Here is a 13,894-nt window from a genome sequence, read left to right on the forward strand (position 1 = left end):
CCAACGTTTTAGGGGTAATTGCAGGGTACATGAAATAATTTCTCTAACCTACTAGTGAGTTCCAAGGCGAATTGTCACGTTGGCCGGGCGGTCTTTGCCCGATATGTTTTGAACTTAATTAGTAAATCCGTAACTTGCGGTATAATCGGAATCACTCAACCGCGCGGGCGATTCAATTACCTTTTACGCAGGAAATATTTTACGCCCCTTCACCCAAGAAGAGGGGCTAAGATTTTGCGGAGTAAAAGTAATTGAAGAGCATTGAATAGAGAGAGTTTACGAATGGTTTGTATAAGTAAACCTCATTTACAGATTTGATTCCTACTGTGTTATAGTCACGCCAACTTACGACTGTGCCAGCAAACGCAAAAAATCGTTTTTATTTATTCGTGATATATAGTAAGATATAAAAAAGAGGCTCAGGCGTTGTCGCGCCCGAACCTCTCTTACTTTCCGACTTATTGCAGTAAGTCGCACATAATACTCCCTATGGACCTGACGTTGCCGCGTCGGGTCTTTTTATAGCTTAATACCATCCGCCATAACCTCTTCAATGGACATCGTAGCGTTCAAACTTTGTTTTAATTGATCGCCTTTCTCCGATCTCTTACGATAATCCTCGACCACTTGGCCGTAATTTTTTTGGAGCAGGCAATACATCGGCTGCAAGCGTACCAACTCGTCTTTAACTATTCGGCGGCGGTTAAGTATCGTTTTAATTCGTTTAGACATTTCGTACCCATCAGCCGTTGAGTAATCGTCATCGCGCCTCTCTAACTCGTGATATTCGCGTGCCAACGCTTTGTCTAGTTCCGACTGAGCCGCGTTTAATTGCTCAAAACGAGTTACAACTTTTTCGTGGATTTTAGTGAACTCTTCAAAGTAAAATTGCGCATCAGACATTTAAACTACCTCCATATGTTCGTATAGTTGGTCCGCTACAGAGCCGCCGAACAGCTCGGATATCTCCGTCAGGTAAATCTCGTCGGCTTTTATCGTAAATAACCTTGAAGTCTCCGGATATAACTCGAAGAAGTGGTTGGTTGATAGTAGACGCTCAGCAAATACATTCCCGGCGACAAACAACCTTGTGGAAATATTTCCCGCCTTCTCTCGTTTAAATACGACTTGAAACTCGATGGTTTCGGCTGGACTTGGCGTTAAGTATACGAAGCTCATTAAACCGTCCCTCCTTCGGAATTATCGTGCGCCTGTTCGTTTAATTGAATAGCTGCGCGGATCCACGAAACTACGTCCGTTCCTTCACGGATGAGGTCGGTGATTCTCGACTGGACCGATTCATTCCCGAAGTTATAACCGATGCTGATTAGCGCGTGGTTGTCCGAGAAAACTTCGACTGTATCGCCTGTACGAGAGTTATACTGAAACACGTCAAATCCGTCATTGTCCGCAGCAAGTACGAGCCCATCGCCTATTACCCGTCCTTTACCGGAGATGATTTGCGGCTTACCTTCGTCTCCTTTGATGTGATAATTAACGTTTACTTCGATTGATTCGCTTCTCATTATTTCATCCCCTTTTCGGATTCTATTTTTGGATTACAAAACGCTTGGGCTAGTTCCATAGCCCTTTCGCCGGATTCTCCGTCTTCTTTCCCGGAATACGTGCTTAACGCCATTACGATGGTCGCCGCCTGTGCATAAGACATATGGGCGCTGATCCTATGTGCCTCCGGATTGATGCGTACATCCATTTCCTTTGTCCAAGTCATGTGATAACCTCCTTTGATTACGTTTACCGTAACCTTAACTATATAATAATTCCGTTTAACGTAATTGTCAACAGAAACATTACATTAAACGTAATAAATTTTTATATATGGTAAAATATAAATAAGTACTTATAGAGGGGACGGCGACCATGGAGAAGATTATAGAAATAAAATTAAGGTCTCTATTGAAGGAAAAACAAATGGGGCAAAAAGAACTGGCAAATAAAACAAATTTAACCGAACGTACTATAAGTGAGTTAGCAAACGGTAAAACCAGACGACTACCTAAAGAAGCATTAGAAAAAATAGCCAGTGTATTAGAATTGGAGAGCATAAACGAATTACTTACTTTAAAAGATAAAGAATAATCGCTTTACAAATTACGTTAAACGTAATAATATAGTTATATAAACTATTCGGAGGCGATAATATGACGGTTCAACCGATTAAATTAAAATCCGATCGAGACAAGATGAAAAAGGCTCTTCACGGTAGAAATCAACTTCTATTTACGTTGGGTATCTCATTCGGTTTGAGAGTAAGCGATTTATTAACGATTAGAGTTGGAGACGTAAGAGGTAAGCACCTATTAAAGTTAAGAGAAGGAAAAACCGGCAAGACGAAAGAAATCCGAATCAACTCGCACCTACAAAAGCAGCTCTCGAAAGTTAAAGGCTTCGACGATGATTACCTTTTCGCATCACGTAAAGGCGATAACAAGCCGATTACCAGGACTCAGTCGTACAGAATTTTAAACGAAGCCGCTGAACGCGCAGGCATTAAAGAACGCATCGGATCCGTCGGATGCCATAGCCTTCGCAAATCGCACGGCTGGATGTTATACGAACAAGGCCTCGATATCACGCGTATTATGAGAGCGTTAAACCATTCGAGCCAGGACGTTACATTATCGTATATAGGCGTTGAACAGGACGAAATAGACGAAGCAATCGAAGCCATCGTGGTTTAATCCGCGGTGGTTTTTTCGTGCTTAGGCGAAGGAAATCCGAAGGTGACACGAACCCTCGAGGTTGCGAAAAATATTCCGCTATTTTTTACCCCTGAGGTCGTTTCATAATTCGCTCATTGTTCAGGCACGCGGCGGGCCAGTTCTCGATCGCAGGTACCCCCCGCCGTATGCATATACCGCATAAGTATACGTAATAACGCATATTCAACGCAACAAATGTACGTTCTGATACGTTCAACCACGAATTAAATCGTTTATATGACGGCATTCATTGTCCGTTTCGGATGATTACGGAGATACTTCCGTTTATGCATCGCCTCAACCCGCATTCCTACGTTGCCAAACCGTAATGATCCGTGCATACAGACGTGTATATTTCCGGGGGTGTGTTCGCCTGAGCCCTCGAGGTTCACCGGTGCGCGTGCGGTGGGTGCCTGCGCCTGGTTTATTCGCCACCTGTCACGTACAGTTACGTACCCTCATCGGACAGCTCATCGCTTATTCTCCGGACCACACTCGGCAAATTACGGTGTATTCTCGACCCACTAAAGCGCAGCACCGTCCATCCTTTACTACGTAAATAACGGTCCTTTTTGCGATCGTGGGCCTTCTGAGCTGGCGTAGAGTGGTACGCCTTGCCGTCGGCTTCTATCGCGATCATCCGACCTGGGAACGCAAGGTCGATGCGGTATCTCCTGCCTGCCGGCCATTGCGTACGCGGTTGCAAGCCATACGAAACTAAGCCGTTGTATAAACGACGCTCAATAGGCGACTCACACTTATTATATTCGATAAGCTCAACCGATTGAACCTCTTCCTCTGCCGGCTTGTAGCGAAGCACACATACGCCAGTGAACGCCAGCAAGCCGAAGAACACGCCGTACTCTATATACTCTTTCATTCATAGCACCGTCCTTTTAACGGTACTATTATCGCCAACTTTATACGTACATATCCTCGGCCATCTGACGCCAGTATATACCTCGACTGACCTTACGCCAAGATGCGTATAGATACCCGGATAAACTGCGTACTTTCCCCGTCTTAAATCGACGCACACAAGCAAGGAATGCATCAATATACTCCGGATGATCTTCCGCCCTGATCGATTTATTTATACTTGCCTTCGCCCTATATAACGTACCGATGACCTCGTATAATTCTTTTACGTTAAAGAACGGAGAGAGTTTATCGTAAAGCTCAGCGGGAATGGATCCGCGCAAGGCAGCCGTCTCTAGTATGTGCTCTTGATCTTCACGCTTATGTAATGTTTCCTCCGGTGAATTATCGGGCTTATCGCTTGCTGTACGTGCCTTCTCCGTAACCTCACGCTCTGACAAACGGGCGGTCATAACGTCAGTCGTAAAGGGTAATATACGCACAATATTAGCGCCTGAGCCGCCGGACTTCTTACGGGTTGTATTGATACGCTCGATGATTCCGAAGCCTTCTAACGTGCTCATAACACGCCTAACCGTACGGTCTGTTTTACCAATACCCTCCGCAATCGTTGCCGTCTTTAAGTGAGACGCGCCACTATACTTAACTGAATAACGTGCTATGAATCGGAGTACCTGGCGCATGGTTACGGTTAGTTCCTCCGCGTTGGCTTGTTCGTGCTGCTTAACGTGTTTATTTAGTTCCTGCGTACTATCGAACGTTGTGTATTCCGATAAATAAATAGTCATCGTTTACCCTCCGATTGAGGACGTAACCACACGAACGTATGTTCCAATTAAAGGGCAGACTTATCCAATATTGACAACCCTCTATTTTTTGCGATATACTGAACTTGGTGTAGGGCGTATATCACTTCGGTGGTTGCGTTCTCTTTTTTTGTGTACAATTTGTTTACAATCGTTTTCTTCCGAACCTCATAACTGGCGAATAGTTATCGTGACTCTCACGCATCTCTCGAAGGTCCATCTGTATATACCTCCGCATGGTCCGAATGTCAGCCCAACCACCTATTTTTTGAAGTGTAAAAGGATCGCAACCATTTAAAATCATACTCTTCGCCCATGTATGCCGGTAAATGTGCGCAGTAACTTTAGGCTTGTCTACGCCAGCTTTATCAGCGTAATACTTGAGGCGCTTATTAAAATGATTCGCGCCTAACGGCTCTCCGTAGCTCGATAAGAATATCCGATCGGTCTTGAAGTGTTCTTGATTCTCTCCGATTAATTGAAGTAGTAACTTTGATACGTGCGTTGACATCGGTACAATCCGTTGGTGTCTGTTCTTGCTCTTTTCGGAAGCTATCGTAATGAACCGCGTTTTAAAGTCAATGTCCGTTGCTCGCAATGAAAGTAATTCCTGTATTCTACAGCCGCAATCACTTAATAAGTTCATCCCCACAAAATCACGGAACCCCACGTAATCTCTTTTATTCGGCTGAGCTAGGATCGCCTTCAACTCATCATCCGTAAACGCGTCGGCCATATCAATATCCTGACGAATAGGTTTGACGTTGGCTACCGGGTTTACCTCGATCAGCCCTTCGCGGTCAAGGAAGTTAAGTAATGACCGGATTGTGCGAATATTTATATTTATCGTTGTATCCGATAACCCTACGCCCTGCTTTTCCGAGTCTATAAAGGCGTGGCCGTCGTACTTCTTTTTGTCGTATTTCATGTAGTTAATGTAATTACGAAACACTTCCGGCGTTAAATCGCTTATATAGTCAACCTCGTAATTTTCGACTAGCCAATCCGTAAAGTATCTCCACATTTTCACGTAATCCCTTAACGTCCGATCTCTTAATCCTTCTGCACGTTTACCGGAGATAACGAAGTCCACCGCCTCTTGTAGCGTTAGTTTCGGATACTCTCTTTTCTCCGAGGTGACACTTGTAACCCTTCGCCTCTTTTTTAGCACAATAAAAAACGACCTCCCTAACGAAAAATGAATTTCGCTAAAGAGGCCGTTAATAACCGTCATCCACAACCCTAAGACAGGCAATTGCGGATTGTTTTTATTCAATTGAACGATTGTTATTCGCCGATTTTATAATACAATCCGTCACCCCTTCCGCATATGTTACCGGATAGGTTATCGGATTATTTACGTGGAAGAAAACGATGTAAACCGCGTCACATTAACAGTTCGGGTCAGGTGTACCCGCATTCGTCGCCGTTTTGAAAGAAGATCCACAGCCACAGGAAACGATTGCATTCGGGTTATCGATCGTAAAACCTCCACCCATCATATTTTGCTTAAAGTCTATTTTAGTTCCTTCGACTATCGGAATATCTTGTGTTCGGATAGCTACAGGAATTCCTTCATATTGCTCTATGGTATCAAGTTCTTCATTAAATTCTTCTTCAAAACCCATTGAATACGACAACCCACTACAGCCTCCACCTTTTATACCAAAACGAAGGAATACCTCATTTGATTCCTCATCTTTCATCATTTCATTTATCTGGTGATTCGCTGCTTCTGTGATATTAAGAATCATCTATGGACTCTCCTTTCTTATCGTTATTTTCAGTATACTAACTACGACACATTTTATCAAACAAAGTATTTTAAAAACAAATACTCATTTCCATTTATGATCACCCATTCACTGTTGATTTATTAAGCAAAGATTTTTAGTAGGAACGCCTTCAGGTGATGAATCGTTTATCAACAATGTACGAGCTCCCTTCAAACAGAGGAGTTAGCAACTTTAGGGGATCAAAAGAGAGAATGGAGTGCATTTTTTAATTCTCCTGAGTCCTTGATGTACATTATAGAGCTTGAAATCATAAAGTAGGAATCAAAAAAAGCCTTTGCAACTTTCATCGCAAAGGCTTTATCTATAAGCTTGACACGGTATTATTAAAACAGGGGATTCTCTTCTAGGTGTTGATATATATTGGATACCAGTTCTTCCGCAGTGTCAGCCATAACACGCTCACCATTAACTAAAGCAAACAACCCTTGAGAGCATATGCCACAATGGCTGAGACAACCATATTCTACAACATCTAGATCCGGATCTTTCTCCAATTCTTCCATTGCTTCATCAGATCCGCTAATTAAATTATTAACACAAAACTCGATCATTGAATTCATCATCAGTCTCACCTCTTTGACCTAGATGAAACCCCAGTACAACCCTATCTTATCACATTTAACAAAAAAATAATATTGCAAATTCTTAAACATTAGAGTCTTCTTTTAGTTCTATCCCCTCGTTCTCCAATGCTTTATATATAGCTTTTAATCTAGGGTTGCCTTCTCCGGCAATTTCTTCATTAACTAACACTAGAGGATAAAAAAGTTCATCATTCATTATTTGATTAATGTATTCCTGATCCTTTTCGTTATCAATTGTATCATATATATCTACATACCGAAAACTCAGAAATTCAACATGATACTTTCTTGAAATAGCGGCCTGTAGCCACTCATATGTTTCCTTTGAACCGGGTGCATTCACGCAACTGGCACACCGTACTTCTGCTCCATAAACTGTTAACAACACATGCTTTTCTGGCATTGTGATTCCCCCCATTTGCTTTAATACATCTAATAATAACATTTTACAAAACCTCTTATAGAAGGTAGAATGAAAATGGTTCTCAATTTATTATCTTAATGAGACAAGAATAGATTTTTTTATGATTTCGTTTTATAATAAGAAGTAACGAAAGGGGAAGATTGAACATGGAAGCTCAAGTTCAAGAAGTACTTAATAAACTTCGCCCATTTTTACTGCGTGACGGAGGCGACGTGGAATTAGTAGACGTAGATGAAGGTATTGTCCGCTTACGTTTGATGGGTGCATGCGGAAACTGCCCTAGTTCTACAATCACTCTCAAAGCAGGAATTGAACGTGCCTTAGCTCAAGAAATACCTGGAATTTATGAAGTAGAGCAAGTTTTTTAGTTAAATGAATGGCATAACAAGAGGGGGATTTCCCCACTAAATTATAATCCGTACACAAATTGTGTACGGATTATTTTGTCATCTTTTTCGTCTTAATTAATTGGAGTAATAGCAGAGTCTCCATGCAATACACGAGATAAATTATCTAGGCTTAGCTGGATCATTTTTTGTCTGGTTTCTATACTTGCTGATCCAATATGAGGTAAACAAATCACTTGTTCTAAGGATAGTAAAGGGTGGGAAGAAGAAATCGGCTCCTTTTCAAAAACATCTAGACCAGCACCTTTAATTTCTTTAGATATTAATGCTTCATACAAAGCATGCTCATCTACAGTGGCTCCCCGAGACACGTTTATAAAAGTGGCACTTTTTTTCATTTTTTTAAAAGATTCTTCATTAAATAAATGTTTCGTCTCTTTAGTCAATGGTACAAGGCACATTATGAAATCAGATGATCTAAGAAGGTCATCTAAGTTTTCATATTGAATAGATAATTCTTTTTCAACATCCTTTTTTCTTGATCGATTATGGTAACTCACTTCCATATCGAACCCTTGCGCTCGCTTAGCTACTGCTTCTCCTATTCTTCCCATTCCAACAATCCCAAGTTTCTTATGATGGATATCTGAACCCGCAAGCAAGAAAGGCGACCACTGCCCCCACTCTCCTTCTTTAATAAAATCTGCAGCTTCAACTATACGCCTTGCTGTCGCCATTAAAAGACCAAACGCTAAATCAGCCGTAGTATCTGTAAGTACATCAGGAGTGTTCGTTACGATCACCTTATGTTTTTTCGCATTTTCTACATCAATATTATCAAACCCAACAGCCATATTCGCTACTATTCTTAAATGAGCTGCGTCAATTAATAATTCTTCATCAACCTGATCAGTAAGCATCGTAAGTAATCCATTTGCCTGTTTGGCTTCTTTTTTCAACAAATTGCGGTCTACAGGTTCAAATTCACTCTCCCACATCCTGATATTCAACTGTTCTCTAAATGGGGCAACTACTTCCTCTGGTAGTTTCCTCGTTATAAATACATATGGTTTTTCCATACTAATCACCTCTTCATCAATTATAATAGAAATGAAACCGCATATCATTTTTTTCGGTAACTTATACCATCTTCTGATATAATATAGCTATCGTTATTTTTATTATCTCACTAAACAAGAACTAAGCATCTATGTACTGGAGGTCATTAATTTGAAAGATGAAAACAGAAAAATATCTTCATTGGAAAAAACAGCCAGAGATTGGCTTACCGATCGAGGGGTGACCATTGATGATATGGCAGACCTTGTTTATTATTTACAGTCCAATTATCACACAGATTTAACCATGGATGAGTGTCGTTATAACGTTCATCAAGTTCTTAAAAAAAGAGAAGTGCACAACGCCATTATAACTGGAATCCAGCTTGATAAGCTAGCTGAGAAAAATATGCTTGAGGAACCATTACAATCAACCATTGAAGTTGATGAGGGATTATATGGAGTCGATGAAATTATTGCCTTATCTATTGTGAACGTCTATGGTTCTATCGGTTTCACCAATTATGGGTACATTGATAAACAAAAGCCAGGTATCCTCAAGAAGTTAAATGATAAATCCTCTGGAGATTGTCATACGTTTTTAGATGATATTGTAGGAGCGATTGCTGCAGCTGCATCAAGTCGACTTGCTCATAGTGCCGAAGGTGATGAATACTAAAATGTAAAAAAAGTCACGCAGTTCTTGCGTGGCTTTTTTTACATTAATGAAACTTTTTTCTCGTTAAACCGTATAAAATCACATAGAATTTATAAATATTTGGAAAGGTTAGGTAATTTATGGACCGACTAATCAAAAAGTTTATATGGATTCTTCCTACTGTAGTCATTCTCATAGGAATAAGTGTTTTATTTTATGAAAATCATCAAAAAGTTACAGAACCCCCAAACGAAAATTGGAGTCGTGAGGTAGAACTAGGTTTGACCTCGTCAACATTAGAACCGATAGTTAACGAGAGAGAGAATGGCCATCTTGATGTTTCTTATTTAATGGAAACTGGTGTTAAACAAATTTCTTTAAATGAATCCTTAGAAATCACGAACGAAAATACATACGACATCCCCTATGATAAGTGGACGCAATTTTTCCTAAAGGGAGATCACCTTATCTATTCAGATTATTATGCTATGTATGATGGAAAAACAGATGAAAAAATATCCGAAATCTCTAAATTTATTCCTCTACAAGATCAAATATTGTATCAAAATGAAGTAGAAATTATGCGTTTAAACCCCGAGACCCAAGAGCCTTCTATACTTTTAACATTAGAGAACGATCAATCAGAAGTAGATGTTTTCGAAAACCAAGAGAAAACTTATTTACTTAGCCAAAATAATCAGGGTAAAAACACTCAGCTTACTTTTTATGATATTACATCAAATGAAGCCCTGGAAATTGGTAGTAGTGAATTTAACATTAAAGATTCGGAAGTAATTGAAGATATTAATTTTTCTGTTCAATCCCAAAATTACTCACTCGTTTTAACGACCTATCAGAAGCAAAGTATGTCAGGCTCTCCAACTAATCATTATTATTATGCTAGCGCTTCATTAAATGAAGATCCGAACTTTAATCAGCTTTCAGTAAATGATCCTAAGGGGACTGGAAACCTAACAGAAATTAGTGACATTCACCTTAAGCCACATGATGATCGTCAGACTAAAATGATATTTAAGGCATTCGGAAGTTCAGAAACACTATATCGATCGACTAGTGAATCGAACATTTCTAACATTTATGAATTAACATTCAGTGGCAGTAATATATTAGATGTTTCCAGACTAAGCAATACTCCCAACTTATCGACCTCTCCAAGTATAGTAAATGAAAATACAATTACTTGGATTGATATAAAAGGAGAAACTAACCGCCTCCTGCTTGCATCTTCTAATAAAAAAGTAATTGAACAAGCGAATAAAATGTCTATAGATTATTTCCTCAACACGTTAGGAAAAACACTCGGTATGCTATCCTACAGCTTTTTTGCTTTCATCGTAGGATTTCTATGGTTCATTTGGCCACTTGTTTTCATTTTAATTGTAATGCTAAAACGAGGGAGAGAACTTGACAGAGATCGATCATGGATATTCTTTGCAGGAGTAGCAATCTATATAGCAGCCGCATTCCAATTCAAAGACCGTATTTTCACACCGGAATTAATGGCACGAGCACCGGGATATTTAAGTTTTTTATTTAGTCCGTATATCTTTATCTTTGCATTTGCATTGCTTACATATGGAATTTTATCCATAAGCGAAAAAAAACTCGATTGGTCTATTACCCTTAAGCTAACTTACTTTGTGATCATCCATTTGTTATTTATCACTATATTTTTTGGACCTTACTTATTATAATAAAATACCGCTGTGAAACATAAGCAGTTCCGATACCGTGGAGAAAATCTAAAATAACAGATGAAATAACATACACTATGCTTAGCACCATAAATAACAAGAAGATCCGTTTGCCGTATGGAGTTTGGGAGGGCAGGGAAATGACGCATACCCGTCAAACTAACCTCAACATTTTCGTCATCCCTTTTATAAACGTCATCCTTCCTTGAAAGAAGAAATTTCTAGGGAAGGATGATTTTATGAATCAAAAGAAACACACTTGCCCGGGATTATGAAAGGCAAACAGCTAAAGAAACCGGCTTTTTGAATCGTTCCAGTACATTCAAGCCTGAAATTCTTGAGTCTCTGTACACTGTTAAAAGAAACAGCTTACATCGTTTATGGAGCGCTATATCCTTTCAATTCAAGACCTCGATCTTCAAACAAGCTCTGCATGAACGTTTCAATGTCAACGCTGTTTCCTTTTTAAACAAGTGTATCAATTAGCTAGTAGACAGTCAGGAATTTCATCTTTTTTAGAACAAAATCCATTATTTTCACGCATTAGGATTTATGGATTCGATCCTTTCGTATCCCGAATGATCATGCCAACTATCCGGAAATTCATGGTTTTGGATTTGGAGTAAAGGGGCAGTTGGAATAAAAAGATGGCAGTTCCTTTTTATCGGAGCATGGGGGATGGAACACTTTTCATGAAAATCTGGGGTGCTGTGTGAATATTGCCATTGAAATGATCTACTTGTGCCATGAAATTGATCCACATCTGCCATTAATAGATCCTGTACTATTGATCTGTACTATAAATTCAGAAACGGTCTTCACAAGGAGAAGTGGTGATGGATAGGCATACACACCAGGTAAGCTCCTACCCTTCATATAAACACGCTATCACACTCGATTTTTAACAACTTATCTAATGACTCAAATAGATCTGTGTGATGGCCATATTCTCTAGTCTGCATCAGGCTTCAATTGGCGTTATATCAGATATCTCATGCTTTAACAGGGGCAGTAGAACAGCACGATTTCGATAGCAACATAGGGAAAGGGGCGACTCCTTCCCCACCGCCCCTTTCTCCACACAATCATCTCGGAGTCAAGTCTTCCAGATAACTGCCCATTAGCACAATAAGCGATAGCAACAGTGCAGCTATAGCCCCAAATTGTATAATAACAAGAAGGTCCGTTTGCCGTATGAAGTTTGGCAAGGAACGGAAAATAGAGGATGAGCATGCTCTTATATCAATGGCTACGTGCCAACTTCTAAGATTCATTGATGTTCCTTCCCTCTTCTTCATGGCAAGGGGGTCGGGGAAATGACGTGACTCCTGTGGGATTAGAGTATATGGTGAGACCCCGTAGGATGAAGTCCAAGGAGGCTCACCGTACGCCCACGGAAAGCAAGTTATTTCCCCGACCACCTTCTCCTCCTACCGATGACGGAACTGCCACACAATCTAGAAATCGAGTTCCAAGTGTGATTATCCAATAACCATTGATATATAAGGGGAAAATAAGAGACCAAATCATATGCGATTTGGTCTGCTAATTCGTATGCTATTTCATATCTTTCTCCACCGAAACAGAACTACTTATGTGAAACAGCGGTAATTTTTTATAAAACCCATTCAAATAAATTTTCCACTTTAAAAGTCGGCTGTTTTTCAAAGTTCTTAATACTTTCAAAAGAACTTACACCTGTTTCCACCATAAGTGTGTCCAAACCAGATTGAATGCCTGCCATAATATCAGTTTGGTAATTATCTCCTACCATCAATACCTCTTCCTTTTCCACACCTAACTTTTGGATAGCTTGTTCCATTATTATTGGTTCAGGTTTTCCTATGAAAGTAGGAGTAACCCCTGTACTAACGGAGACAACAGAAGTAAGCGCCCCATTTCCAGGTAGCATTCCGCGTTCTGTAGGTATGGCTACATCCTTATTTGTACTAATCAGTTTTGCTCCATTTCTAACCTGTAAACACGCTTCAGCCAATTTTTCGTAAGATAGGTTTCGATCAATTCCTATCACCACATAGTCGGCCTGAGTATTCACTATCTCTAATCCTTCTTGCTCTAACGCAAAATAAAGACCCTCTTCACCAATAATGAATACTTTGGCACCTGGACTTAAAAAATGAATATACTTAGCAGTAGCCATGCTAGAAGTGAAGACTTGACTTTTACTAGCAATTATATCCATGTTGTTTAATTTGTTAGCAACTTGTATAGGCTTAGTAGATGAGTTATTAGTTACGAATAAGTAAGGTACAGAGCACTCGTTTAAACGTTGCACGAAACTTGATGCTCCTGGGACTTTGTCTTTTCCCCGATACATTGTACCATCTAAATCAATTAAATAAGCTTTATAACTTTTCATTGTCATCCTTACTCTCTGCTTTCAGAAAAGCCGACACTGGACCTAGCTCTTCTTCTAAATATTTTCGTACTCGGTTGGGGAATTGAGATAATGAATAATTTTTACTTTTCCAAACCCTTAGAATATAATCGTGGTCAACTTCCATATATTCTTGAACAACAGATTTACGAAGTCTGATAATATCTTTGTAATCCTCAAGTTCCTCATCTGGAAGTACTTTTTCATCCGTTAAAATATCAATGATATCTTCATAACTCCCTGGGTCACGCATAATAAAACCATCAATCATTTGATTGCCAACATCAATCATGGCTTCAACGGTTAGATGACTCAACCGCTCTAACAATAGATAATCAGCAAACGTCTGATAACCGTGTTTTTTTTGCTCTTCAATTAATCTTTCCATATATCTTAGTATATCTTCCATTTTATGTCGATCTACAAAATACATAAGGCAAACCTCCTTCTAAAGTAAATAAAGATGTAAATTTACTGACAAGACTTTGTTCTGATATGATGTATAT

The 13,894-nt window shown here is 39.7% G+C and carries 19 protein-coding genes; 5 read left to right on the forward strand and 14 right to left on the reverse strand.

Annotated elements, in window-relative coordinates; all coding sequences use genetic code 11:
- Window positions 1–519 precede the first annotated feature (519 nt).
- Genes ACFQIC_RS19540 through ACFQIC_RS19555 form a run of 4 tightly spaced genes read right to left on the reverse strand, consistent with a single transcriptional unit; the run spans window position 520 to window position 1,732 of the window.
- Window positions 520–903, reverse strand: coding sequence for a hypothetical protein (locus ACFQIC_RS19540; protein WP_204708408.1), 384 nt, complete (start codon window positions 901–903; stop codon window positions 520–522).
- Complete coding sequence (locus ACFQIC_RS19545) at window positions 904–1,179, reverse strand: hypothetical protein (protein ID WP_204708407.1); 276 nt, start codon at window positions 1,177–1,179, stop codon at window positions 904–906.
- Entirely contained in the window at window positions 1,179–1,526 is a 348-nt protein-coding gene (locus ACFQIC_RS19550) for a hypothetical protein (RefSeq protein WP_204708406.1), read from the reverse strand. Before ACFQIC_RS19550 ends, ACFQIC_RS19545 begins: the two co-directional genes overlap by 1 nt.
- Window positions 1,526–1,732, reverse strand: a complete 207-nt coding sequence (locus ACFQIC_RS19555) for a hypothetical protein (protein WP_204708405.1) — start codon at window positions 1,730–1,732, stop codon at window positions 1,526–1,528. The genes ACFQIC_RS19550 and ACFQIC_RS19555 overlap by 1 nt, the downstream gene beginning before the upstream one ends.
- Window positions 1,733–1,881: 149 nt before the next feature.
- Here ACFQIC_RS19555 and ACFQIC_RS19560 point away from each other — a divergent pair, with 149 nt between their 5' ends.
- On the forward strand, window positions 1,882–2,100 hold the full coding sequence (locus tag ACFQIC_RS19560; RefSeq protein WP_204708404.1) for a helix-turn-helix domain-containing protein: 219 nt from the start codon (window positions 1,882–1,884) through the stop codon (window positions 2,098–2,100).
- Window positions 2,101–2,162: 62 nt separating this feature from the next.
- Window positions 2,163–2,702, forward strand: a complete 540-nt coding sequence (locus ACFQIC_RS19565; protein ID WP_204708403.1) for a tyrosine-type recombinase/integrase — start codon at window positions 2,163–2,165, stop codon at window positions 2,700–2,702.
- A 469-nt stretch (window positions 2,703–3,171) separates the two neighbouring features.
- Here ACFQIC_RS19565 and ACFQIC_RS19570 read toward each other — a convergent pair whose 3' ends face one another.
- From ACFQIC_RS19570 to ACFQIC_RS19595, 6 genes are all read right to left on the reverse strand, one after another.
- Window positions 3,172–3,603, reverse strand: a complete 432-nt coding sequence (locus tag ACFQIC_RS19570) for an endonuclease domain-containing protein (RefSeq protein ID WP_204708402.1) — start codon at window positions 3,601–3,603, stop codon at window positions 3,172–3,174.
- Window positions 3,604–3,643: 40 nt separating this feature from the next.
- Window positions 3,644–4,285, reverse strand: coding sequence for a hypothetical protein (locus ACFQIC_RS19575; protein WP_204708401.1), 642 nt, complete (start codon window positions 4,283–4,285; stop codon window positions 3,644–3,646).
- A 268-nt stretch (window positions 4,286–4,553) separates the two neighbouring features.
- Window positions 4,554–5,582: a tyrosine-type recombinase/integrase gene (locus ACFQIC_RS19580; RefSeq protein ID WP_390217798.1), complete on the reverse strand. Its 1,029-nt coding sequence runs from the start codon at window positions 5,580–5,582 to the stop codon at window positions 4,554–4,556.
- A gap of 217 nt (window positions 5,583–5,799) precedes the next feature.
- The gene (locus tag ACFQIC_RS19585) at window positions 5,800–6,162 is read right to left on the reverse strand and encodes a HesB/IscA family protein (protein WP_204708400.1); all 363 of its coding nucleotides are present in this window, start codon (window positions 6,160–6,162) and stop codon (window positions 5,800–5,802) included.
- A gap of 365 nt (window positions 6,163–6,527) precedes the next feature.
- Window positions 6,528–6,764 carry a YuzB family protein gene (locus ACFQIC_RS19590; protein WP_390217800.1) on the reverse strand — a complete coding sequence of 79 codons (237 nt, stop codon included), beginning with the start codon at window positions 6,762–6,764 and terminating at the stop codon, window positions 6,528–6,530.
- An 85-nt stretch (window positions 6,765–6,849) separates the two neighbouring features.
- Window positions 6,850–7,191 (reverse strand): YuzD family protein, encoded by a 342-nt coding sequence (locus ACFQIC_RS19595; RefSeq protein WP_204708475.1) that lies wholly within the window; start codon window positions 7,189–7,191, stop codon window positions 6,850–6,852.
- 167 nt (window positions 7,192–7,358) lie between these two features.
- Here ACFQIC_RS19595 and ACFQIC_RS19600 point away from each other — a divergent pair, with 167 nt between their 5' ends.
- Window positions 7,359–7,580 carry a NifU family protein gene (locus tag ACFQIC_RS19600; RefSeq protein WP_204708398.1) on the forward strand — a complete coding sequence of 74 codons (222 nt, stop codon included), beginning with the start codon at window positions 7,359–7,361 and terminating at the stop codon, window positions 7,578–7,580.
- 92 nt (window positions 7,581–7,672) lie between these two features.
- On the opposite strand, the gene ACFQIC_RS19605 is transcribed toward ACFQIC_RS19600, so the two are convergent.
- Complete coding sequence (locus ACFQIC_RS19605; RefSeq protein WP_204708397.1) at window positions 7,673–8,638, reverse strand: 2-hydroxyacid dehydrogenase; 966 nt, start codon at window positions 8,636–8,638, stop codon at window positions 7,673–7,675.
- A 151-nt stretch (window positions 8,639–8,789) separates the two neighbouring features.
- On the opposite strand from ACFQIC_RS19605, the gene ACFQIC_RS19610 reads away from it, so the two are divergent.
- Window positions 8,790–9,296 (forward strand): phosphatidylglycerophosphatase A family protein, encoded by a 507-nt coding sequence (locus tag ACFQIC_RS19610; protein WP_204708396.1) that lies wholly within the window; start codon window positions 8,790–8,792, stop codon window positions 9,294–9,296.
- A 119-nt stretch (window positions 9,297–9,415) separates the two neighbouring features.
- On the forward strand, window positions 9,416–10,990 hold the full coding sequence (locus tag ACFQIC_RS19615) for a hypothetical protein (RefSeq protein ID WP_204708395.1): 1,575 nt from the start codon (window positions 9,416–9,418) through the stop codon (window positions 10,988–10,990).
- 1,085 nt (window positions 10,991–12,075) lie between these two features.
- On the opposite strand, the gene ACFQIC_RS19620 is transcribed toward ACFQIC_RS19615, so the two are convergent.
- The 3 genes from ACFQIC_RS19620 to ACFQIC_RS19630 form a co-directional block, all read right to left on the reverse strand.
- A complete protein-coding gene (locus ACFQIC_RS19620) occupies window positions 12,076–12,264 on the reverse strand; it encodes a hypothetical protein (protein WP_204708394.1) in 189 nt (62 codons plus the stop codon).
- Window positions 12,265–12,605: 341 nt separating this feature from the next.
- The gene (locus tag ACFQIC_RS19625) at window positions 12,606–13,370 is read right to left on the reverse strand and encodes a TIGR01457 family HAD-type hydrolase (protein ID WP_204708393.1); all 765 of its coding nucleotides are present in this window, start codon (window positions 13,368–13,370) and stop codon (window positions 12,606–12,608) included.
- Window positions 13,357–13,821, reverse strand: coding sequence for a DUF86 domain-containing protein (locus tag ACFQIC_RS19630; RefSeq protein ID WP_204708392.1), 465 nt, complete (start codon window positions 13,819–13,821; stop codon window positions 13,357–13,359). The genes ACFQIC_RS19625 and ACFQIC_RS19630 overlap by 14 nt, the downstream gene beginning before the upstream one ends.
- Window positions 13,822–13,894: the final 73 nt, after the last annotated feature.

The sequence above is a fragment of the Halobacillus seohaensis genome, assembly GCF_042663045.1.
Taxonomy (GTDB): domain Bacteria; phylum Bacillota; class Bacilli; order Bacillales; family Halobacillaceae; genus Halobacillus_A; species Halobacillus_A seohaensis.

What these genes read in the sequence shown, in the direction of transcription:
- ACFQIC_RS19540 (WP_204708408.1), bottom strand. Translation starts at nt 903, where the DNA reads ATGTCTGATGCGCAATTTTACTTTGAAGAGTTCACTAAAATCCACGAA.
- ACFQIC_RS19545 (WP_204708407.1), bottom strand. Translation starts at nt 1,179, where the DNA reads ATGAGCTTCGTATACTTAACGCCAAGTCCAGCCGAAACCATCGAGTTT.
- ACFQIC_RS19550 (WP_204708406.1), bottom strand. Translation starts at nt 1,526, where the DNA reads ATGAGAAGCGAATCAATCGAAGTAAACGTTAATTATCACATCAAAGGA.
- ACFQIC_RS19555 (WP_204708405.1), bottom strand. Translation starts at nt 1,732, where the DNA reads ATGACTTGGACAAAGGAAATGGATGTACGCATCAATCCGGAGGCACAT.
- ACFQIC_RS19560 (WP_204708404.1), top strand. Translation starts at nt 1,882, where the DNA reads ATGGAGAAGATTATAGAAATAAAATTAAGGTCTCTATTGAAGGAAAAA.
- ACFQIC_RS19565 (WP_204708403.1), top strand. Translation starts at nt 2,163, where the DNA reads ATGACGGTTCAACCGATTAAATTAAAATCCGATCGAGACAAGATGAAA.
- ACFQIC_RS19570 (WP_204708402.1), bottom strand. Translation starts at nt 3,603, where the DNA reads ATGAAAGAGTATATAGAGTACGGCGTGTTCTTCGGCTTGCTGGCGTTC.
- ACFQIC_RS19575 (WP_204708401.1), bottom strand. Translation starts at nt 4,285, where the DNA reads ATGCGCCAGGTACTCCGATTCATAGCACGTTATTCAGTTAAGTATAGT.
- ACFQIC_RS19585 (WP_204708400.1), bottom strand. Translation starts at nt 6,162, where the DNA reads ATGATTCTTAATATCACAGAAGCAGCGAATCACCAGATAAATGAAATG.
- ACFQIC_RS19590 (WP_390217800.1), bottom strand. Translation starts at nt 6,764, where the DNA reads ATGAATTCAATGATCGAGTTTTGTGTTAATAATTTAATTAGCGGATCT.
- ACFQIC_RS19595 (WP_204708475.1), bottom strand. Translation starts at nt 7,191, where the DNA reads ATGCCAGAAAAGCATGTGTTGTTAACAGTTTATGGAGCAGAAGTACGG.
- ACFQIC_RS19600 (WP_204708398.1), top strand. Translation starts at nt 7,359, where the DNA reads ATGGAAGCTCAAGTTCAAGAAGTACTTAATAAACTTCGCCCATTTTTA.
- ACFQIC_RS19605 (WP_204708397.1), bottom strand. Translation starts at nt 8,638, where the DNA reads ATGGAAAAACCATATGTATTTATAACGAGGAAACTACCAGAGGAAGTA.
- ACFQIC_RS19615 (WP_204708395.1), top strand. Translation starts at nt 9,416, where the DNA reads ATGGACCGACTAATCAAAAAGTTTATATGGATTCTTCCTACTGTAGTC.
- ACFQIC_RS19620 (WP_204708394.1), bottom strand. Translation starts at nt 12,264, where the DNA reads ATGAATCTTAGAAGTTGGCACGTAGCCATTGATATAAGAGCATGCTCA.
- ACFQIC_RS19625 (WP_204708393.1), bottom strand. Translation starts at nt 13,370, where the DNA reads ATGAAAAGTTATAAAGCTTATTTAATTGATTTAGATGGTACAATGTAT.
- ACFQIC_RS19630 (WP_204708392.1), bottom strand. Translation starts at nt 13,821, where the DNA reads ATGTATTTTGTAGATCGACATAAAATGGAAGATATACTAAGATATATG.